At 60.5% G+C, this 19,862-nt stretch carries 20 protein-coding genes; 10 read left to right on the forward strand and 10 right to left on the reverse strand.

What is annotated here, in order from left to right; genetic code table 11:
• Positions 1 to 29 precede the first annotated feature (29 nt).
• The 3 genes from L1069_RS20100 to L1069_RS20110 form a co-directional block, all read right to left on the reverse strand.
• The gene (locus L1069_RS20100; RefSeq protein WP_237456827.1) at positions 30 to 920 is read right to left on the reverse strand and encodes a calcium-binding protein; all 891 of its coding nucleotides are present in this window, start codon (positions 918 to 920) and stop codon (positions 30 to 32) included.
• A gap of 185 nt (positions 921 to 1,105) precedes the next feature.
• The gene (locus L1069_RS20105) at positions 1,106 to 1,507 is read right to left on the reverse strand and encodes a cell division protein ZapA (protein ID WP_129370963.1); all 402 of its coding nucleotides are present in this window, start codon (positions 1,505 to 1,507) and stop codon (positions 1,106 to 1,108) included.
• Complete coding sequence (locus L1069_RS20110; protein ID WP_211038527.1) at positions 1,507 to 2,340, reverse strand: colicin transporter; 834 nt, start codon at positions 2,338 to 2,340, stop codon at positions 1,507 to 1,509. The genes L1069_RS20105 and L1069_RS20110 overlap by 1 nt, the downstream gene beginning before the upstream one ends.
• Positions 2,341 to 2,583: 243 nt before the next feature.
• Between L1069_RS20110 and tkt the strand changes: the two genes are divergently transcribed.
• Positions 2,584 to 4,605, forward strand: coding sequence for a transketolase (tkt, locus tag L1069_RS20115; protein ID WP_237456828.1), 2,022 nt, complete (start codon positions 2,584 to 2,586; stop codon positions 4,603 to 4,605).
• 65 nt (positions 4,606 to 4,670) lie between these two features.
• On the opposite strand, the gene L1069_RS20120 is transcribed toward tkt, so the two are convergent.
• The gene (locus L1069_RS20120; RefSeq protein WP_237456829.1) at positions 4,671 to 5,084 is read right to left on the reverse strand and encodes a hypothetical protein; all 414 of its coding nucleotides are present in this window, start codon (positions 5,082 to 5,084) and stop codon (positions 4,671 to 4,673) included.
• Between the two features lie 42 nt (positions 5,085 to 5,126).
• A complete protein-coding gene (locus L1069_RS20125; RefSeq protein ID WP_237456830.1) occupies positions 5,127 to 6,098 on the reverse strand; it encodes a DUF808 domain-containing protein in 972 nt (323 codons plus the stop codon).
• 245 nt (positions 6,099 to 6,343) lie between these two features.
• On the opposite strand from L1069_RS20125, the gene gap reads away from it, so the two are divergent.
• Positions 6,344 to 7,345 carry a type I glyceraldehyde-3-phosphate dehydrogenase gene (gene gap, locus L1069_RS20130; RefSeq protein WP_237456831.1) on the forward strand — a complete coding sequence of 334 codons (1,002 nt, stop codon included), beginning with the start codon at positions 6,344 to 6,346 and terminating at the stop codon, positions 7,343 to 7,345.
• A gap of 76 nt (positions 7,346 to 7,421) precedes the next feature.
• The gene (locus L1069_RS20135) at positions 7,422 to 7,565 is read left to right on the forward strand and encodes a hypothetical protein (protein ID WP_027259049.1); all 144 of its coding nucleotides are present in this window, start codon (positions 7,422 to 7,424) and stop codon (positions 7,563 to 7,565) included.
• A gap of 167 nt (positions 7,566 to 7,732) precedes the next feature.
• On the opposite strand, the gene coaD is transcribed toward L1069_RS20135, so the two are convergent.
• The 3 genes from coaD to L1069_RS20150 form a co-directional block, all read right to left on the reverse strand.
• The gene (gene coaD / locus L1069_RS20140) at positions 7,733 to 8,233 is read right to left on the reverse strand and encodes a pantetheine-phosphate adenylyltransferase (protein ID WP_129370969.1); all 501 of its coding nucleotides are present in this window, start codon (positions 8,231 to 8,233) and stop codon (positions 7,733 to 7,735) included.
• Positions 8,234 to 8,327: 94 nt separating this feature from the next.
• The gene (locus L1069_RS20145; RefSeq protein ID WP_129370970.1) at positions 8,328 to 8,762 is read right to left on the reverse strand and encodes a CBS domain-containing protein; all 435 of its coding nucleotides are present in this window, start codon (positions 8,760 to 8,762) and stop codon (positions 8,328 to 8,330) included.
• A gap of 55 nt (positions 8,763 to 8,817) precedes the next feature.
• A complete protein-coding gene (locus L1069_RS20150; RefSeq protein ID WP_237456832.1) occupies positions 8,818 to 9,714 on the reverse strand; it encodes a LysR family transcriptional regulator in 897 nt (298 codons plus the stop codon).
• A 136-nt stretch (positions 9,715 to 9,850) separates the two neighbouring features.
• Here L1069_RS20150 and L1069_RS20155 point away from each other — a divergent pair, with 136 nt between their 5' ends.
• The 3 genes from L1069_RS20155 (at position 9,851) to L1069_RS20165 (ending at position 13,354) form a co-directional block, all read left to right on the forward strand.
• Complete coding sequence (locus tag L1069_RS20155; RefSeq protein WP_129370972.1) at positions 9,851 to 11,350, forward strand: CoA-acylating methylmalonate-semialdehyde dehydrogenase; 1,500 nt, start codon at positions 9,851 to 9,853, stop codon at positions 11,348 to 11,350.
• Between the two features lie 211 nt (positions 11,351 to 11,561).
• Complete coding sequence (locus tag L1069_RS20160) at positions 11,562 to 12,596, forward strand: fatty acid desaturase (RefSeq protein ID WP_129370973.1); 1,035 nt, start codon at positions 11,562 to 11,564, stop codon at positions 12,594 to 12,596.
• A gap of 155 nt (positions 12,597 to 12,751) precedes the next feature.
• Positions 12,752 to 13,354 (forward strand): L,D-transpeptidase, encoded by a 603-nt coding sequence (locus L1069_RS20165; RefSeq protein WP_237456833.1) that lies wholly within the window; start codon positions 12,752 to 12,754, stop codon positions 13,352 to 13,354.
• 80 nt (positions 13,355 to 13,434) lie between these two features.
• Here L1069_RS20165 and L1069_RS20170 read toward each other — a convergent pair whose 3' ends face one another.
• Positions 13,435 to 15,351, reverse strand: coding sequence for a hypothetical protein (locus L1069_RS20170; RefSeq protein WP_237456844.1), 1,917 nt, complete (start codon positions 15,349 to 15,351; stop codon positions 13,435 to 13,437).
• 177 nt (positions 15,352 to 15,528) lie between these two features.
• Positions 15,529 to 15,714 carry a hypothetical protein gene (locus L1069_RS20175; protein ID WP_237456834.1) on the reverse strand — a complete coding sequence of 62 codons (186 nt, stop codon included), beginning with the start codon at positions 15,712 to 15,714 and terminating at the stop codon, positions 15,529 to 15,531.
• A 16-nt stretch (positions 15,715 to 15,730) separates the two neighbouring features.
• On the opposite strand from L1069_RS20175, the gene L1069_RS20180 reads away from it, so the two are divergent.
• The 4 genes from L1069_RS20180 (at position 15,731) to mmsB (ending at position 19,702) form a co-directional block, all read left to right on the forward strand.
• Positions 15,731 to 16,165: a hypothetical protein gene (locus L1069_RS20180; protein WP_237456835.1), complete on the forward strand. Its 435-nt coding sequence runs from the start codon at positions 15,731 to 15,733 to the stop codon at positions 16,163 to 16,165.
• 427 nt (positions 16,166 to 16,592) lie between these two features.
• A complete protein-coding gene (locus L1069_RS20185) occupies positions 16,593 to 17,732 on the forward strand; it encodes an acyl-CoA dehydrogenase family protein (protein WP_129370976.1) in 1,140 nt (379 codons plus the stop codon).
• Between the two features lie 51 nt (positions 17,733 to 17,783).
• Positions 17,784 to 18,830 carry an enoyl-CoA hydratase/isomerase family protein gene (locus tag L1069_RS20190; RefSeq protein ID WP_237456836.1) on the forward strand — a complete coding sequence of 349 codons (1,047 nt, stop codon included), beginning with the start codon at positions 17,784 to 17,786 and terminating at the stop codon, positions 18,828 to 18,830.
• Positions 18,827 to 19,702: a 3-hydroxyisobutyrate dehydrogenase gene (gene mmsB / locus L1069_RS20195; RefSeq protein WP_237456837.1), complete on the forward strand. Its 876-nt coding sequence runs from the start codon at positions 18,827 to 18,829 to the stop codon at positions 19,700 to 19,702. Before L1069_RS20190 ends, mmsB begins: the two co-directional genes overlap by 4 nt.
• The last annotated feature ends 160 nt before the right edge of the window (positions 19,703 to 19,862 follow it).

A 19,862-nucleotide genomic window follows, 5' to 3' on the forward strand; every position in this document is an offset into this window, starting at 1 on the left:
GCGCGAAACCGGTGGCGCTTCAGGCCGGGTCAGCCTGAATTCGCGGGTGCATTGCCCGAAAAGCCCAGGTTTTCCAAGGCAAAACTGTCGCCGGCCCCCAGCAGCCTTGCAACCAGTTTGCCGTTTTCCAGGACAAGCGCATCGCCGCTGTCTTCCTCCCGCTGAATGCTGAAACCTCCGGTATTGCCGCCCGCAACCCGAACGGTATCGGTTCCGGCCTCAAAATCCTCAATCGTGATTACGCCGGTTGCATCCGGATCACGGTGCAGCTCAAACACGTCCTTGCCGCTGCCGCCAATGGCGGTATCCCCTGCCCCCAAGGCCAGGAAGTCGTTGCCATCGCCGCCGTCCAGCGTGTCAGCCTCATCATCCGCGGACAAAGCAAAAATATTCTCCGCGGATTCCTCGCCGTCGCGCAGGGATTTCAGCGTCCCGGCATCCGGCTCCGGGTCAACACTGACACCGAAAAGGTTGTCGTTGCCGCGCCCGCCGGACAAGTCGTCCGAACCTTCGCCGCCTGCAAGCACATCATCCCAGTCCCCGCCCATCAGCGTGTCGTCGCCGGTGCCGCCGAACAGGATATCCTTGCCGCCTTCGCCGTCCAGCACATCCGCGCCCGCACCGCCCAGCAAAATGTCGTGGAATTCGCCACCAGACAGCAGATCTGCGCCGCCTTCGCCTTGCAGGATGTCCAGCCCCGGGCCGCCGGACACCGTATCATCGCCATTGCCGGCGCGCACCTGATCATTGCCTCTGCCGGCATCAATACTGTCAGCCTCATCGCCAAGCTGCAGGCGGTCGGAATTTTCCGTGGGTTCTGTATCGGGCTGCTCTTCTTCCGGCAGCGGCAGGTCAAAGTCATAAGCACTTGCCGAGGCGCCGGCCAGCAACAAGACTCCCAGGATCAAGGCTTCGTACATTCTGTGCTGCTCCACTGCGTCAGGACTTCTGCCCCTGCGGTGAAGCTATCGCAAACACCCGCCGCGGACGAGCGCCGGGCGGCCTGACTGCATGAAAAACAGTGTTTCCAGCGGGTCCCGCAAAGGCCGGAAAACGAACAATATTTTGCCGTTTTCCTTTACCCCGGCGCAGGCGCGGGACAAGCTCAGCCCGCCGGCTGTGCTTTTTCTTCGATTTCCTGGGCCAGCGCCTCGGTCCGGGCGGCCAGTTCAGCCAGGCTTTCAGTAACCTGCGGCGGCACGATCGGGACTTCGATCCGCTCGGGTTCCGGTGCCGGCATGGCGCGCAACTCCGCCAGCTCCTGGTCGCGTTCGGCGAGAACGGCCTCAACCTCTTTGATCCGGTCCTCGACCGCGGCGGTCTTGTCAGCCAGCATCAGCCCGGCCATCAGCAGCATCCGGGCCTCGGGCATCCGGCCGATCTGGTCCGACAGCACCTGCGCCTCGTCATCCAGCATTTTGGCGGCGGAATGCAGATAGCTTTCCTCACCTTCCTGGCAGGACACCTCAAAGCCGCGGCCGCCGATCATTATGGTCACTTCGGGCATCAGACTTCCTCCCCTTCCGGCAGGTTGCGGGCATTGGCCAAGAGCGGCTCCAGCTTGGCCAGCACCGCGTTGACCTGGGCCTGGTCGCTGGCCTGCGCGGCGCGCAGCCCCTCGATCTCGGCTTCCATAGCCGTGTTGATCAGCCCGGCATCGCCCAGGCTTTGGGCATTTGCATCGCGCAGCGCTGTGTTGGAGGCACGCAGCTCCTCGTTGGCCTGGCGCAATTGCTGCAGTTCGGTATCAAGCCGCAGCAGGGTTTCATTCTGGCGTTCAATCTCTGCGCCCCTGTCCTGGGCCGGGGCCGTATCCGCCGGTGCTGCCGCAGCAGCCGACGCCTCCTCCAGCTGGGCCTTCAGGCTGTCATTGGCAGCCTGGGCCTCAGACAGCTGGTCTTCCAGCGCTTCCTTGTCACTGGCGGCGGTATTTGCCGCGGCTTCCAGCTCCCCCTTCAGCCTTGCAACTTCACCGCGCAGGGCTTCTTTTTCCGCCGGATCCCCGGCTTCGTTGCGCAACAACTGCAGCTCGGCTTCCATCGCCGCGATATCTTCATTTGCGGCGGGAGCCTGGTTTCCGGCCTCCTGCAGACGTGCGCGCAACACCTTCACACGCTCTTCAAGCTGGGCGTTGGCGAGCTTTTCTTCTTCCAGCGCTTGTTCAATCTCAGCCGTCGCAGCCCCGGCAGCAGCCGCTTCCGCCGCCTTAGCGGCCTCGGCAGCAACCTCTGCGGCCTTGACCTTATCCGCTTCGCGCGCCTCTTGCAGCGCAGCCGTGCCGGTGCCGATACGCTCAAGCGCGGCCTGAATGCGGCCTTGCAATTCTTCAATCTGGTTCATGCCTGTCCCTCACCCGTCCACATCAGTGCCATATTCGTTCCGGCGCCCGCGCGAATCGCGCATCTGCCGCCGACATGGGCCAGTTCTTCCCTTTCAGGGATAAAACACCCCCCCTTGTGTTTCAACCACTTGCCGCGCCAACTTCGCGCAACATAGCAGACATAGGCGCAACCATGCTTGATCTTTGCGGCATCGCTGTTATTGAGCGCAGCAATTGCCTGTTAACGCCAAAGGACGATCCAAGTGGACCTGACAGCCCTGCGCACCGCCAATCCCGACCATTGGAACAAGGCCGCCGCCATTCGCGCGCTGGCTCTGGACGCCGTCGCCGCCGCCAATTCCGGCCACACCGGAATGCCGATCGGCATGGCCGATGTGGCGACCGTGCTGTTCGAAAAGCACCTCAAATTCGATGCATCCAACCCGCAGTGGCCGGACCGTGACCGGTTCATCCTGTCGGCGGGCCACGGCTCGATGCTGATCTATTCGCTGCTGTATCTTGTCGGCGACCGTCAGGTGACCCTGGATCAGATCAAGAACTTCCGCCAGACCGGCGCGCTGACTGCGGGCCACCCGGAAAACTTCCTGCTGGATGCGGTTGAAACCACCACCGGCCCGCTGGGTCAGGGCATCTCGAACGCTGTCGGCTTTGCCATGGCCGAGGAAATGCAGCGCGCCCATTACGGCCGCAAGGTCGTGGATCACCACACCTATGTGATCGCCGGCGACGGCTGCCTGATGGAAGGCATCAGCCAGGAGGCAATCGGTCTTGCCGGCCGCCACCAGCTGGGCAAACTGATCGTGTTCTGGGACAACAACAACATCACCATCGACGGCACCGTTGATCTGTCCGACCGCACCAACCAGGTGCAGCGCTTCAAGGCGTCGGGCTGGCAGGTGCTGGAAATCGACGGCCACGACCCCAAGGCCATCGACGAGGCCATCGAGGCCGCCAAGAAGTCCAAGAAACCGTCGATGATCGCCTGCAAAACCCATATCGCTCTGGGCCACGCCGCACAGGACACCTCCAAGGGCCACGGCGCCCTGACCGATGCGGACCAGCTGAAGGCCGCCAAGGACGCCTATGGCTGGACCGGCGGCGCGTTTGAAGTGCCGAGCGAGATCAAATCCCAGTGGGAAGAGATCGGTGCGCGCGGCAAGTCCGAGCGCGAAGCCTGGGAAGCCCGTTTTGCCGAGCTGTCGACGCAGAAACAGGACCGTTTCAACCGTGCCTATGCACTGGACGCGCCCAAGAAACTGTCCGCCGCCATCAAGGCGCTGAAAAAGCAGGTCAGTGAAGACCGGCCCAAGGTCGCGACCCGCAAATCCTCGGAAATGGCGCTGGCCGTCATCAACCCCTTGATGCCGGAAACCGTGGGCGGCTCGGCCGACCTCACCGGCTCCAACAACACCAAGACCGGCGATCTCGGCACCTTCGACACCGACAACCGCAAGGGCCGCTATGTCTATTGGGGCATCCGCGAGCACGGCATGGCCGCAGCGATGAACGGCATGGTGCTGCACGGCGGCGTGCGCGCTTACGGCGGCACCTTCTTCTGCTTCACCGACTATGCCCGCCCGGCCATGCGCCTGGCCGCGCTGTCCAAGATCCCGACAGTGTTTGTGATGACCCACGACTCGATCGGTGTCGGCGAAGACGGCCCGACCCACCAGCCGGTGGAGCATCTGGCAATCTGCCGCGCGACCCCGAACACCTATGTGTTCCGCCCCGCCGACACCGTGGAAACCGCCGAGGCCTGGGAAATCGCCCTGACCTCCAAGGACACCCCGTCGGTGATGACCCTGACCCGTCAGAACCTGCCGACCGTCCGGACCGAGCATAAGCTGACCAACATGGTCGAAAAAGGCGCCTATGTGCTGGCCGAGGCCGAGAACAAGCGCCAGGTGATCCTGATCGCCACCGGCTCTGAGGTTTCCGTGGCGATGGAAGCCAAGGCCAAGCTGGAGGCCGAGGGTATCGGCACCCGCGTCGTCTCCATGCCCTGCATGGAGCTGTTTGCGCAGCAGGACGAAGCCTACCGCCGCAAGGTCCTGCCCGCAGGCCCCGTCCGCGTCGGTATCGAGGCCGCCATGCGCGCCGGCGGCTGGGACCGCTGGCTGCTGGGCGAGCGCGGCCAGGAGAAGAAAGCCGCATTCGTCGGCATGGACCGCTTCGGCGCCTCTGCCCCGGCAGGCGAGCTATTCGAGCGCTTCGGCATCACCGCTGAGGGCACCGTTGCGAAGGTGAAAGAGCTGCTGGGCTGAGGCCCGTCAAACACTAGAAACAGAAAAGGGCTCCTGTCGGAGCCCTTTTTTTTGGTTTGAACCACCTATTGCGCGTTGTCAGTTTCGGCCATTTCCTTCAACGCATCATAGGCTTTCTGTGCATAGTCCAAACGCAGCTCGTAGTTACCGCTGGCGACGATGAATTCTGGAGGTTCTATCCCCGCAGCAAGGAAAGCTTGCGTCATTTGAGTGCCGGAAAGCGGGACATAGTCCGAAGACTCGCCGCTGAATTTGTTGAACAACCGGCCTCCGAACCAGCCACTGCGAGCTTGTGCCTGTTTTGCGGAATGCAGGCGAAAATGGAGGAAACCGTACAACTGTTTCACGTCCATGGGGGCGAGGTCCGCTGCCTTGCTGATTGCCGAGAGCAAAGACGCCGTTCCGCCTGTCGAGATTTCACCTGCTGCGACTTGGTTTGGAGTTGGGCCGGAAAGAATCTTGATAATTGGCTTCTTCAAAAGCGAATCCTCAAACTTTTGCAATCATATGACTTATCACTTTCAGTGGCTGGCAGACTTCCCTGAAACCGCCGCTATCATCGGCCCCACAACCTTGGTTGCCAGCGGGATCAGAACCAGCCCCCAGGCAACCCCAAACACCCCGTCCATTGCCGCCTTTGCCGTCCACTCCGCAAGGCCCTCCCAAGCGGCAGGCACCGCATGGCCCACAGCATAGGCCCAGTCGTGAATGTGATGGCCCAGCCAGCCAAAACCCAGAACCTCCAGCCCGTGGATGATGATGGAGCCGCCAACCCACAGCATCGCCGCGGTGCCGACCACCGACAGGATCTTCATCAGCACCGGCATGAACTTGACCAGCCCGCGCCCCAGCCCGCGGCCAAAGCCGGTATGGGCATTCTCAGCCATATACAGCCCCACATCATCCATCTTCACAATCAGCGCGACAGAGCCGTAGACCGCCAGCGTCACCCCGATCGCCACCACCGCCAGCGTCGCCCCTTGGATCCAGACGTTTGGCGCCTCAATGGCAGCCAGCGCGATTGTCATGATCTCGGCGGACAGGATGAAATCGGTCTTGATCGCGCCTTTGATCTTCTGCTCCTCCAGATGGCCGGGGTCCTTGACGCTCATGTCTTCGTCAATGGCGTGACTGGCATGGGGGAACAGCACGTGAAAGATCTTCTCGGCCCCCTCAAAGCACAGGTACGACCCGCCCAGCATCAGCAAGGGCGTAATGAGCCAAGGGGCAAAATTCGCCAAAAGCATCGCCACCGGCATCAACAGGATCAGCTTGTTGAACAAAGACCCGCGGGTGATGCGCCAGATGATCGGCAGCTCGCGCGCAGGCGCAAAGCCCTGCAGGTACTTCGGCGTCACCGCCGCATCGTCGATGATCACGCCCGCGGTCTTGGCCCCGGCCTTGCCCGCCGCCGCCGCCACATCATCGACCGAGGCCGCCGCAACCTTGGCAATCCCCGCCACATCATCCAGAAGCGCCAGCAAACCGCTCATACCCAATCCCTCAAATCCTGTCCGCGTTCGGGGGCAATCTGCCCGCTTCCGCGCCGCAGCACAAGCGTTAGCGCCACCGTCCGCACCCAGCCGATTTCCGTTAACGCCACCGCCGCAATTCGTTAGCGCCATCGTTCGCTTTTTGCGCTAACAGTTTCATTTAATGACGCTTTTACCTCTTTAGACCACATCTGCACCGGTCTATATGGCGATCAAAGGTTTTTGCTCGCTTGGAGACGTAACTCATGACCATCAAAGTCGGGATCAACGGTTTTGGCCGCATCGGCCGCTGCACCCTGTCGCATATCGCAGCATCGGGCCGCGACGACATCGAAGTGATCAAGGTGAACGCCACCGGCCCGCTGGAGACCGCAGCCCACCTGATCAAATACGATAGCGTGCATGGCCGTTTCCCCGGCGAGGTCACCATTGGCGAAGGCACCATGAACCTGGGCCGCGGCGACATGCAGATGTTCTCCACCTACGACATGGCTGAGCTGGACTGGTCGGGCTGCGACGTGGTTCTGGAATGCACCGGCAAGTTCAACGACGGTGAAAAAGCCAAAGCGCATCTGGAGCGCGGTGCGAAGAAAGTACTGCTGTCCGCCCCCGGCAAAAACGTCGACAAGACCATCGTCTTCGGCGTCAACGACGACCAGCTGACCGCCGCCGACACCATGATCTCCAACGGCTCCTGCACCACCAACTGCCTGGCGCCGCTGGCCAAGGTGCTGGACGAGGCGTTCGGCATCGAGCACGGCATCATGACCACCATCCACGCCTACACCGGCGACCAGCCGACTCTGGACCGCCGCCACAAGGACCTGTACCGCGCCCGCGCTGCCGCCATGTCGATGATCCCGACCTCGACCGGCGCCGCCAAGGCCTTGGGTGAGGTGCTGCCGAACCTGAAAGGCCGCCTTGATGGTTCCGCCATCCGCGTGCCGACCCCGAATGTCTCCGCCGTGGACCTGACTTTCCGCGCTGGCCGCGATGTGACGCCTGAGCAAATCAACGCCGCCGTCAAGGAAGCCGCCGAAGGCCCGATGAAGGGCGTTCTGGGCTATGAGCCGGCACCGCTGGTCTCCACCGATTTCAACCACTCGCCCGAGAGCTCGATCTTTGCGCCGGATCAGACCCGGGTGCTGGACGGCCGCATGGTGCGGGTGCTGGCCTGGTACGACAATGAATGGGGTTTCTCGGTCCGCATGGCCGATGTGGCCGTCGCGATGGGCAAACTGGGCTGATCCCGGCCTAACCTCTTGAGACTTCACGCCCGCTCAGGTTATCTGGGCGGGCGTTTTCTATTGCGGCGGAGCCCCGATGACCAACCGGATTGCCATTTCCCTCGGCGTGTTCCTGATTGCCGCCGCGGTGATCGACATCGCCATGTTCGGCGATCAGCACATGATCTTCCTGGGCAAGAAACTGTTTGCCCTGATCGACTGGGTCGCCTTCTGGCGCTGACCGGCCTGTGGCCGCCTGCCACAGGTTTCGACGCCGCCTGTGCCGGTTTTGCTTCTTTCTGGTCTAAAATACCCCGGGGTGAATTGGCCTGCGGCCAAGAGGGGCAGCGCCCCTCCCGCGTCAGCCTGCGGCCCGCACTGCACTCAGCGGGTTTACCCCACGCCGGTTCATGCGGTCTTGCCCAAACGCTCCAGCAGCTTGTCGTTGACCAGCGGAGTGACGAATTTCGACACGTCGCCGTCCAGCCGGGCGATTTCCTTGACCAGTTTTGATGCAATCGCCTGGTGCCGTGCCTCTGCCATCAGGAACACGGTCTCGATCGAACTGTCCAACGCCCGGTTCATACCGACCATCTGAAACTCATACTCGAAATCGGCAACTGCCCGCAGGCCGCGCACGATGATTTGCGCGCCGACGTCGCGGGCGCAGTCGATCAGCAGGTTTTCAAACGGATGCGCAACAATTTCGGTCCCGGTTTCGGTGCTGAGCTTGGCGCATTCCGCCTCGATCATCTCAACCCGCTCTTCCAGGTCAAACAGCGGCCCCTTGTCGCGGTTGATTGCCACGCCGATAACCAGTTTATCCACCATCGCGCTGGCGCGGCGGATAATGTCGATATGCCCGATGGTGATCGGGTCAAAGGTGCCGGGATACAGACCCACACGCATCGGCGGCCTCCTGCTTTGTCAAATTTCTGCACAGGCAAACATATTTGCAGCCGTCATTGCAAGAGGGCAGAAATACGGACACCGCCGCTGCGGCTTAGTGCCCCATGATCATGCCTTGCAGGGCATCTTTCTCCATTGCCACCTGCGCCAGCTGCGCTTTGACCAGATCGCCAAGCGTTACGATCCCAACAAGTTTTCCATCTTCGACAACCGGCATATGGCGGAAACGCCCTTCGGTCATCTGCTGCAGCACACCGCCGACATTCGACTGGCTGGTGCAGGTCACCAGCTTGCGCGTCATGTATTCGCTGACAGGTTTGCTCAGGCAGCCGGGCCCGCTGACGGCAAGCTCACGGACAATATCGCGCTCGGACAGAATGCCATCGGGTTTTTCTCCATCCGCGGAAACTACAACGGAACCGAATTTGTTCTCGGCCAAAAGCTTTGCTGCTTCCGACACGCTGGCATCCGGCTTGATCGTGACCACACCGTTGGTGGCTTTGGACTTCAAAATGACCTGAACGAGCACGTTGCAGACCTCCATAATATTGGCGCGTTTCAATTAAGTGTGCCGCAACGCAGCTTTAAGTCAAGGCTTCCAGCCGGGCCACCTCGTCGCGGATGCCTTTCGACAACGCCAGGGCAAAGCGGTTCAACCGCTCGCTGCGCTGGTCTCCCTGGTGGCGCACCAGATGGAAACTGCGCGTCAGGCTGACTTTGTCGGTCAGGATCTTGCGCAGCATCCGGTGGGACGGCAGGCTGAAGTCATGCGCAATGCAGATCGCCGTGCCCTGGGCCGCCATCTTGATCTGCACTGACACGGAATTCGACGCAAGCGCCACCCGTTCGACACCTATATCGTTCAGATAGTCCAGTTCCTTGTCGAAAATCATGTCGGGGATGTAGCCAATCATCTTGTGGCCCTTCAGATCCGCCAGCCCGGTGATCGGCGGATGGTTCTTCAGGTAATGACGCGAGGCGACCAGATGCAGCCGGTAGTCGCAGATCTTCTGCACCAGCAGCTTGCCCGCTGTCGGCGCGCTGACGGTCACTGCCATATCCGCCTCGCGGCGGCTGAGGTTGATCACCCGCGGCAGCGCCACGATCTGGATGTCCAGATCCGGGTTCTCCTCGGCGATCCGGGCGCAGACCTGCGGCAACAGATAGTTGGCGCTGCCGTCCGGGGCGCCTATACGTATCTGCCCGGACATGGTGTCGCTGGGGCCGCTCAGCGCTTCGGTCCCGGCGCGCATGGCCTGTTCGGCCGCTTCGGCATGGATCAGCAGACGGTCGCCCGCGGCACTCAGCGCATAGCCCTGCGGCGATTTCACAAACAGCGGTGTTTCCAGTGCGGCCTCAAACCGGGCAACCCGCCGTCCCACCGTTGCGGGGTCCATTTTGAGGATACGGCCGGCGCCTGACAGGCTCGCCTCCCGTGCCACCGCCAAAAACACTTTCATATCATCCCACTGCGGATCCATTGGCCCGGGTCCTCCGTCTTGCTGCCAACGTTCTGTTAACCTTTTGCGTTCCTGCAAAGCCTCTTTGAAATCTTTCCTCTTTTCCGATGATTTTTGCAAGCCTAGGATTAAGGCAAGATGAACAGAGGAGGATCCGATGAAAGAACTCGGCCATTTTATTAACGGCGCACTGATCTCCGGCACCTCGGGCCGTTTTGACGATATCTTCAACCCTGCAACCGGCGAAGTGCAGTATCTGTGCCCGATGGCCAGTGTTGTGGAAACCACTGACGCCATTGAAAAGGCAGCCGCGGCACAGCCCGCCTGGGGCGCCACCAACCCGCAGAAGCGCGCCCGCGTGATGATGGCCATGGTCGGCCTGATGAACCGCGACATGGACAAGCTGGCCGAGGCGCTGAGCCGTGAGCACGGCAAGACCATTCCCGACGCCAAGGGCGACCTGCAGCGCGGTTTGGAAGTGATCGAATACTGCATCGGCGCGCCGCAAATGCTGAAGGGTGAATTCACCGACAGCGCCGGCCCCGGCATCGACATGTATTCCATGCGCCAGCCGCTAGGCGTCGTTGCCTCGATCATGCCGTTCAACTTCCCCGCCATGATGCCGCTGTGGCACGTCGGCCCGGCCCTGGCCTGCGGCAACGCCGTAGTGCTGAAACCCTCCGAGCGCGACCCCTCGGTGCCGCTGATGCTGGCCGAGCTGTTTGTCGAAGCCGGCCTGCCCGCAGGCGTGTTCCAGGTAGTGAACGGCGACCGCGAAGCGGTTGATACCCTGCTCGACAGCGAGATCATCCAGGGCGTGTCCTTTGTCGGCTCCACCCCGATCGCGCAGTACATCTATTCCCGCGCCACCGCCAACGGCAAGCGCGCCCAGTGTTTCGGCGGCGCCAAGAACCATATGATTGTTATGCCCGACGCCGATCTGGACCAGGCCGCCGACGCGCTGGTCGGTGCAGGCTTCGGCGCGGCTGGCGAACGCTGCATGGCGATCTCGGTTGCGGTGCCGGTGGGTGAGGAAACCGCCGACAAGCTGATCGAAAAGCTCATCCCGCGCATTGAGAAGCTGAAAGTCGGCCCCTACACCGCAGGCGACGACGTGGACCTGGGTCCGGTTGTGACCGCGGCCTCCAAAGAACGCATTCTGGGCCTGATCCAGTCCGGCGTCGATCAGGGCGCGGAACTGGTGGTCGACAACCGCGACTTCAAACTGCAGGGCTACGAGGACGGCTTTTTTGTCGGCGCCCATCTGTTTGACCGGGTGACCCCGGACATGGATATCTACAAGCAGGAAATCTTTGGCCCGGTTCTGTCCACCGTGCGTGCAGACAGCTATGAGGACGCGCTGAAACTGGCGATGGATCACGAATACGGCAACGGCACCGCGATCTTTACCCGCGACGGCGACACCGCCCGTGATTTCGCAAGCCGCGTCAACATCGGCATGGTCGGCATCAACGTGCCGATCCCGGTGCCGCTGGCCTATCACACCTTCGGCGGCTGGAAGAAATCCATGTTCGGCGACCTGAACCAGCACGGCCCCGACAGCTTCAAGTTCTACTCCCGCACCAAGACCGTGACCTCGCGCTGGCCCTCGGGCATCAAGGAAGGCGGCGAGTTCAACTTCAAAGCAATGGACTGACCTTCCGGCCAGGCCGGAAACAATCAGAGGCTCCGGATTTCCGGGGCCTCATTTTTTTTGATCAGACTTCAAAAATCCGGGGCCAATCGATCACTATTTCGCAGTTTAGGCTGAATTGACCCTGTTTTGGCGGGCCTGCGGCAGAATTTCACTTGCCCCACGCGTCTGGTAGTCTATCCGGTCTGCATCAGACAAATAAAACGGCAGGCGTATGAGCAACTCCCCAGACTCCACCAGGCCGCAGGCGGCCGAGAAAACGGCGCGCGACTGGGTGAAGGTCCTCGCGCAATACAGGGAACCCGATCACAGGCGCAGCGCGTTTGAACTGGCGGTCACGGTTGTCCCCTTTCTCCTGCTCTGGGCTCTGGCCTGGTGGTCGCTGTCGGTCAGCTATTGGCTGACGCTGGCGATCTCCATTCTGATCGCGGCTTTCCTGTTGCGCCTATTCACCATCCAGCATGATTGCGGTCACGGTTCCTTCTTCCGCAACCGCCATGTCAGCGATTGGGTCGGCCGCATCATCGGCGTTCTGACCCTCACCCCGTATGACGTTTGGCGCCGCACCCATTCAATCCACCACAGCACCCATGGCAACCTGGGCAAGCGCGGCATGGGCGACATCCACACGATGACCGTGGCCGAATACCGGGCGCTGGGACGCTGGGACCGGCTGATGTACCGGATCTACCGCCACCCCGTGACCCTGTTCGGGTTTGGCCCCGGCTACCTGTTCTTCCTGCAAAACCGCATTCCCTACGGTCTGATGAACCAGGCCCGCTATTGGATCAGCGCGATGGGCACCAATGCGGTGATCCTCACAGCTGTCGGCATTATCTGGTACTTTGGCGGGCTGATGCCGCTTCTGCTGATCTTTGTGCCGGCAACATTGGTCGCCGCAACAGCAGGCATGTGGCTGTTCTATGTGCAGCATCAATTTGAGACCACTCAATGGGAACAGGAAGAAGACTGGCAGCTGCATGACGCCGCCCTGCATGGCAGCTCGCACTATGTGCTGCCGCCGGTTCTGCAGTGGATCAGCGCCAATATCGGCATCCACCATGTGCATCACCTTTACAGCCGCATCCCGTTCTACCGCCTGACCGAAGTGCTGCGCGATCATGCGGAACTGTCCGAAGGCAACCGGATGACCATCCGCGAAAGCCTGGCCAATGCCCGGCTGCACCTGTGGGATGAAGACAGCAAGCGCCTGCTGTCCTTCGCCCAGGCCCGGCCGCTGTACTCCTGACGCCTCATAGGGCGGTATTGCGGAGGTGGCGGTGTTCCGCCGCCCCCCGCAACACAAGCTTGTGAGGCGCCGCAATTCCGCTATGCCGCCTCTAGGAAAATCCGTGCGCCAGCTTATCTTGCTGTGGAGTTTTAGAGCAGCACGGTTGAGGAAAAATGACCAAACTCAAAATCACCCGCCGCGCCACCCTGATGGGCCTTGGCGCCACTTTGGCCGCTCCGGCCGTCCTGCGGGCGCAATCGACGGATGCCTTCCCGCAAGACGAGACTCCCATTCGCGAAGAGGTAGCGGTGCAGCGTAATCTGTCCGCCTTCACCCAGCAGAACTGGCAGGATCATTTCGACATACTCGGGGCCGGCTGCTTGCTGGCCGATATCAGCTCCCGCGCGCTGCACTACTGGGGGCCGGACGGTGAAACCTACCGGCTGTTCCCCTCTTCTGTGCCGATGACCGAGGATCTGACCAAACGCGGCTACACCAAAGTGGTGCGCAAACGGGAAAACCCAAGCTGGACTCCGACCGCCTCCATGCGCGAGCGTGATCCAACCCTGCCCGTCCGGATCGAGGGCGGCGTTCCCGGCAACCCGCTGGGCACCCGGGCAATGTATCTGGACTGGCCGGCCTATCTGGTGCACGGAACCCACGACACCCGCAAGATCGGACGGCAAAGCTCTTCCGGCTGTATCGGCCTCTACAATCAGCACGCCGAGGAGCTGTTTGAAATGGTGCAGATCGGCACTCAGGTCCGGTTGCTGTAGCCAGAAGACCGGGTTTAAAGCTGCAAAACAAAACGGAGCGCAGACGTGACTACGCTCCGTTGCATTCCGCTAACCCGAGATCAGGTCAGGCTGATGTGTTCCGGCTTCAGACCTGCATTGACCCTCTCAAGGGTTTTTTCCATCAAGGCCTCGAAATTCCGAGTGAACTTTTGAGTGTCATACAGAGGCCCTTCTGCGATCCCCTGTTTGACCCTTGCTTTCACATCTGCAAGATACTTTTGATCCCGCGCCAGTTTGAGTGCAAGAGCCTGATATTTTTGAGGCGAACTGGCCACAAGTTCCTGCATTCCAACGTTATGGAGTAGACTGGCAGCGACACGCGCCGCAAACTGTTTGCCGATTTTGGTGACAACAGGCACCCCGGCCCACAAAGCGTCGCTTGCGGTGGTATGCGCGTTCACTGCAAAAGTATCCAAAAAGATATCTGCAAGAGGCAAGCGGGCCAAGTGATCACTTTGATCTGCAAATCCGGCGAAAACTATCCGGTCGGCGGGAACACCTCGCTTCTTAGCTTCTTTGACAATATTTTTCTGAGCTCCACCTTCATTGCAGTAGAACCAAAGGACGCTGCTCGGTACCTTCTTCAGGAGTTTCATCCAAATATCGAACTCTTCAGGCGATACCTTGTACGGACTATTGAAGGAGCAAAACACGAACGCATCCTCCGGCAATCCAACATCGGAACGGGATGGCTTGTTCGCTGATGCGGAGCGTTTATCGTCATTTGGCTGATAGCAATCGGGCATATACAAGATTTTTTCGGTATAGTGCTTTCGCAATTGAGCCGGGATCGTGACGGGATCAGCTACCATGTAGTCCATTTCCTTGACACCGCAGGTGCCGGGGTAACCCAAATATGTAACATGCACAGGAGCCAGCCGCTCATTAAAGATGTTCAGGCGGTTGTCCCTTGTATACCCCTTCAAATCTACGGCAATATCCAGCCCGTCCATTCGCGCGATTTCCGCAATTTCATTGTTTTCTTTGTCGGCCACATGCCTATATGTGTCTGCCGCTTTTTCTGCTCTCCGCTTGCCCTCTTGATCTCTGTCCCTACCGTAGTCGTAAATATAAATTTCGAAACGCTCCCGATTGTGCATCTCAAATTGCCGGCCGATCAAGAACATTGTGGCATGATCAAAGAAGTCGCTGGAGAAGTATCCCAACCGGATCTTTCTGCCATTTGCACGCGGCCGGGCAAATTCAACGTCTCCGGCCACCGTTTTATGTGTCATGGCAACTTTTACAGAGAGTTTCTTCTGGAGTTCCGGATCGTCAACCACTGACAAGGAGGCAAACGGATCAACGACCGCTTGTGTCTCTTTCAGCAGCTTCAGCTTTTTGTCCAGGTTAGCAAGATGTGTCCAATCGCACCTTCTTCTCTGCAAGAACAGCATCCTTGCAAATGCGGTCGCATTCTTTGGATCGAATTGATAGGCAGCCTCAAAGTAATTGATTGCTTCCTCATCCTGGTGAAGACGCATCAGATAACTGCCGATGTACGACATGCTGTTTGAGTCCGAAGGATCAAGACGGAGTGCATCGAGATGAACAAGAAGCGCCTTACTATGCTGGTTTGTCATCTCCAGCGTCTCACCAAGAGCCGCGTGGATCTTCCGGTTCTTTCCGTCGAGCTCCAACGCCTGACGCAACAGGTATTCAGCATCACGGTATTGCCGTTTCAAGGCAAATTTTCTCGCCCGGTCGTAAAGGGCCATCGCCTGCGCCTCAGGGGTTCCCTCAGTTTGCTGAACCATTCCATGCCGAATACCCAAGGCAAGAGCTGCACGTGCGTTGCCTGGTAAAACCTCAGGAAGTTTTTTATTCGATTTGGCGATGGCTTCGGAGGCCAGAAAATGCTGAGCGCCTGAATTCGACACTGATAGAACTCCTTTTGGAATACGTCCTGCAGGATTCACCTGCATGCTGTCTGTTTGGAACAGAGTGTCGCCGAAGTTTCTTAATTTTCTCCTCATCAGCACCACTGACGGCCTGCTATCCCAAATGTCAGGAGACGTTTGACATGGCAGTAATGCCGATGCGGAGGGCACAGGCTTTGCAGCGTTCAAAGATGACTTCCGGGCCATTGTGCAACGGCACGGCTGGGCTGGGGAGCAGAGCGAATAAGGCCGGTACTGGCGGATGCGGACCATTTACCGCACCAAAGTCCCTGCCAGCCCTTCACCCTCAGCGGCGACCGTAAGCGCGGCCAGGATCCCCGGCACCTCTGGCCCGACGTTGCCCGCATCATCCGCGAAGTGCAGCCGGAATGGTGCTTCTTTGAGAACGTCGCCGGCCATCTCACCCTTGGCCTGCAAGACGTCGTCGGCGACCTTCAAGACCTGGGCTGCCGGGTTGCAGCGCGCATGCAATCGGCGGCTGAAGCCGGCGGGTCTCATATCAGGCAAAGGCTCTTCATTCTGGTCCACGCCGACCTACAAGCAGGGCGGCAACCGGACCTCGATCCGGATGGGGCCCGGCAGCTTCCTGTTTGTGGCGGATCAGAACCAGACCGGGGGTCAGGTCTCGCTGAGGACGGCGGGGCTGTGCTGGACGGTGATGTGGGATCTGATGAAGGCCACCGGCTGGACGCCGGGGCCGCTGGCCTCTTCGCCCCGATGCCTGGTGACCTTGCTGGCTGAGGACGCGCACTCGAAGGGGGCAGCCCTGCTGCAGCAGAACCCTGCCTTCACCGACTGGATGATGGGCTGGCCTGCGGGGTGGACCGATCCGCTGCAGCCGGTAACGGGGTGGTCCCAATGGCTGCAGCGCGCGCGTATCTCGAATTGAGGAAGGAGTTCGAGGTGTGAGGCAAACCGTCTCGAACCCTTCAAAAATCGCAAAGCCCCCCATTAAAAAGGTGTTAGAAACCCTCTGCCGCCCGGCGTTTTTTAACGTTTTGGGTGGCGGATTGCCGCGTTTTGCAACGGCAAGTGTCCCGCACTGCAACGCGAAGTGTCCCAAAACCGCAGCGTCAATACGCGGAACCGGCGCGGATCCCGACTGGCAAAACCCCGGTTTTAGGCTTGAAAATAAGGGATTTCGCGAAAATGAGTTGCTGCAGCGGGAAATGTCCCGAAATTCAACGCGAAGTGTCCCGCTACACCCGCCACAAACTGCACGGTGGCTTTGCATTTGCGCAGCTTGCCTCAGCCACGCGCGCCCGCTATTAAATAAACAACTGTTCAATTCATCTGAGCGACGGGAGGCGCGGCTCATGGATTTCGCACTGACAGAAGAACAGCAGGCCATTTTCGACATGGCCCATGCATTCGGCCAGGACAACATCGCACCGCATTCCCGCCAGTGGGAAAAAGACGGCACCATCCCCAAATCCCTGTGGCCGCAATTGGCGGAACTGGGTTTTGGCGGGCTGTATGTGTCCGAGGAATACGGCGGTTCCGGCCTCTCGCGTCTGGATGCCACCCTGGTGTTCGAAGCACTGGCGATGGCGGACCCCGCCATTGGATCGTTCCTGTCGATCCACAATATGTGCGGCGGCATGATCGACAAGTTCGGCTCGGAAGAGACCAAGCAGAAATGGCTGCCCGCACTTTGCACGATGGAGAAGATCTTCTCCTATTGCCTGACCGAACCCGGTTCAGGCTCCGACGCCGCGGCCCTGAAAACCCGCGCCGAGCGCAGCAACGAGGGCTACATCCTGAACGGCACCAAGGCGTTCATCTCCGGCGGCTCCTACTCAGACGCCTATGTCGTGATGTGCCGCACCGGCGAAGATGGCCCCAAGGGCATCTCCACCGTGGTGGTCGAGGATGGCAACCCGGGCCTGTCGTTCGGCGCGCTGGAGGACAAGATGGGCTGGAAGGCGCAGCCCACCTCGCAGGTGCAGTTCGACGATTGCGCGATCCCCGCGGACAACCTGATCGGCGAGGAAGGCAAGGGCTTTTCCTACGCGATGGCAGGACTTGACGGCGGCCGGCTGAACATTTCGGCAGGTGCCCTGGGCGGCGCCCAGACGGCGCTGGATCAGACCGTGCAGTATATGTCCGAGCGCAAGGCCTTTGGTAAATCCATCAACCAGTTCCAGGCCCTTCAGTTCCGTCTGGCGGAATATGAAACCCGCCTGCAGGCCGCCCGCACGTTCCTGCGCCAGGCGGCGTGGAAACTGGACACCGGCGCCCATGACGCCTCCAAGTTCTGCGCCATGGCCAAGCTGATGGTCACCGACACTGCCTTTGACGTGGCCAACGGCTGCCTGCAGCTGCACGGCGGCTACGGGTATCTGGCGGACTACGGGGTTGAGAAGATCGTGCGCGACCTGCGGGTGCACCAGATCTTGGAGGGCACCAATGAAATCATGCGCCTGATCGTCGCCCGCCAGCTGATTGCCGCGTAAACTGCAGCCGACATAATTACCCCGGCGCAACACCACGATGGAGCACCCAGGATGAGTGATATCCATATCCGCAAATCCGGCCAGACCGGCCGCATCACCTTCACCCGCCCCAAGGCGCTGAACGCGATGAGCTATGAGATGTGCATGGCCATTGATGCAGCGATGCGGGAATGGGCCAAGGATGACAGCGTCAAGCTGGTGGTGATCGACGCCGAGGGCGACAAGGCCTTTTGCGCCGGTGGCGACATTGCCGAGCTGTATGATACCGGCACCAAGGGCGATTACAGCTATGGCCGCACCTTCTGGCGCGATGAATACCGGCTGAACGCGCTGATATTTGAATACAAGAAACCGGTGATCAGCTTCATGCAGGGCTTCACCATGGGCGGCGGCGTTGGCATTGGCTGCCACGGCACCCACCGGGTTGTGAATGAAACCAGCCAGATTGCCATGCCTGAGGTCGGCATCGGACTGGTGCCGGATGTGGGCGGCTCCTTGATGCTGGCGCTGGCGCCGGATCACTTGGGCGAATACCTTGGCATGACCGCGGCCCGGATGGGCGCCGATGACGCGATCCTTGCGGGTTTTGCTGATTTTTTCATCCCGCAAGAGCAATGGCCCGCGCTGATATCCGCGCTGGAAGAAACCGGCGCTGCCAAACTGGTGGAGGACGCCGCCCTGCCCGCTCCGCAGGGAAAGCTGCGCCCAGTGCTGGCGGATATCTCCCGCCACTTCGCAAAAGACTCGCTGGAAGACATTCAAGCCAGCCTCCAGGCTGAGGACAGCGATTTTGCCGCCGCGACGTTGAAATCCCTCAGCCGCAACTCGCCGCTGTCGATGGCCTGCACGCTGGAAATGCTGCGCCGCCTGCGCGCTGATGGACCTGCCATCCGCCGGGCGCTGGATCTGGAATACCGCTACACCTTCCGCGCCATGGACAAGAGTGATTTCCTGGAGGGCATCCGGGCCCAGATCATTGACAAGGACCGCAATCCGAAATGGCAATATGCAAACCAGGCTGTACCTGCGCAGGCGATTGAAGACATGCTGGCGCCCTTGGGCGCAGATGCGCTGACATTTGAGGAGGAACTCACATGAAAATCGGATTTATAGGACTGGGCAACATGGGCGGGCCGATGGCCGCCAACCTGGCCAAAGCAGGCCACGAGGTCACCGGTTTTGATATGGCCGATGTCAGCATCGAAGGCGTGACCATGGCCGCCTCCGGCTCCGAGGCCGCAGCAGGCGCCGACGCCGTCATCACCATGCTGCCCAACGGCGCCATCCTGCGCCTGGTCGCGGCTGAGATCATCCCGGCAATGACCAAAGGCGGCGCCTTCATCGACTGCTCCACCGTCGACGTGGACTCGGCCCGCGCGGTTGCCGAACAGGCCGACGCCGCAGGTCTTTTGTCCGTGGACGCCCCGGTCTCCGGCGGCATCGGCGGCGCGGCCGGCGGCACGCTCACCTTCATGGCCGGCGGCTCGGCTGATGCCTTTGCCGCCGCCGAACCGCTGTTTGATATCATGGGTCAAAAGGCTGTGCATTGCGGCGAGGCCGGCGCCGGTCAGGCGGCCAAGATCTGCAACAACATGATCCTCGGCGTGACGATGATTGCCACTTGCGAGGCCTTTGCGCTGGCCGACAAGCTGGGTCTTGACCGGCAGAAGATGTTCGATGTGGTCTCCACCTCCTCCGGCTACAGCTGGACCATGAATGCCTATTGCCCGGCGCCCGGTGTCGGCCCGGCTTCGCCCGCTGACAACAATTACCAGCCCGGATTTGCGGCTGAGCTGATGCTGAAGGACCTGGGCCTTAGCCAGCAAGCCGCCGCCAGCGCCGACGCCGACACGCCGATGGGGGAACTGGCCATGGCGCTGTACAAGAAATTCGTCGAGGACGAAGACGGCAAAGGCATGGATTTTTCTGCCATGCTGCCGCGGTTCGAGACACGCGGCCGCGACGGCTGAGGCTTGCTTCCTCAAACGCAGGCTTTGAACAAATGACCTGTCAGGCGGCCTGTTCCGGGCCGCCTCTTGTGCCCGGCGTTTTTAAAATACCTTTAAAATTCGAGTAAACTCCAGGATTTCGGCACCAGCCCGCCACAGTTCTGTCTCAGTTCCCCAGCAT

Origin of the sequence: Leisingera sp. MMG026 (assembly GCF_021654205.1) — a bacterium.
Lineage (GTDB): Bacteria > Pseudomonadota > Alphaproteobacteria > Rhodobacterales > Rhodobacteraceae > Leisingera.

Excerpts from the sequence above, each read along its gene's own strand:
- L1069_RS20100 (WP_237456827.1), bottom strand. The coding sequence starts at position 920 with ATGTACGAAGCCTTGATCCTGGGAGTCTTGTTGCTGGCCGGCGCCTCG.
- L1069_RS20105 (WP_129370963.1), bottom strand. The coding sequence starts at position 1,507 with ATGCCCGAAGTGACCATAATGATCGGCGGCCGCGGCTTTGAGGTGTCC.
- L1069_RS20110 (WP_211038527.1), bottom strand. The coding sequence starts at position 2,340 with ATGAACCAGATTGAAGAATTGCAAGGCCGCATTCAGGCCGCGCTTGAG.
- L1069_RS20125 (WP_237456830.1), bottom strand. The coding sequence starts at position 6,098 with ATGAGCGGTTTGCTGGCGCTTCTGGATGATGTGGCGGGGATTGCCAAG.
- gap (WP_237456831.1), top strand. The coding sequence starts at position 6,344 with ATGACCATCAAAGTCGGGATCAACGGTTTTGGCCGCATCGGCCGCTGC.
- L1069_RS20135 (WP_027259049.1), top strand. The coding sequence starts at position 7,422 with ATGACCAACCGGATTGCCATTTCCCTCGGCGTGTTCCTGATTGCCGCC.
- coaD (WP_129370969.1), bottom strand. The coding sequence starts at position 8,233 with ATGCGTGTGGGTCTGTATCCCGGCACCTTTGACCCGATCACCATCGGG.
- L1069_RS20150 (WP_237456832.1), bottom strand. The coding sequence starts at position 9,714 with ATGGATCCGCAGTGGGATGATATGAAAGTGTTTTTGGCGGTGGCACGG.
- L1069_RS20155 (WP_129370972.1), top strand. The coding sequence starts at position 9,851 with ATGAAAGAACTCGGCCATTTTATTAACGGCGCACTGATCTCCGGCACC.
- L1069_RS20160 (WP_129370973.1), top strand. The coding sequence starts at position 11,562 with ATGAGCAACTCCCCAGACTCCACCAGGCCGCAGGCGGCCGAGAAAACG.
- L1069_RS20165 (WP_237456833.1), top strand. The coding sequence starts at position 12,752 with ATGACCAAACTCAAAATCACCCGCCGCGCCACCCTGATGGGCCTTGGC.
- L1069_RS20170 (WP_237456844.1), bottom strand. The coding sequence starts at position 15,351 with ATGAGGAGAAAATTAAGAAACTTCGGCGACACTCTGTTCCAAACAGAC.
- L1069_RS20185 (WP_129370976.1), top strand. The coding sequence starts at position 16,593 with ATGGATTTCGCACTGACAGAAGAACAGCAGGCCATTTTCGACATGGCC.
- L1069_RS20190 (WP_237456836.1), top strand. The coding sequence starts at position 17,784 with ATGAGTGATATCCATATCCGCAAATCCGGCCAGACCGGCCGCATCACC.
- mmsB (WP_237456837.1), top strand. The coding sequence starts at position 18,827 with ATGAAAATCGGATTTATAGGACTGGGCAACATGGGCGGGCCGATGGCC.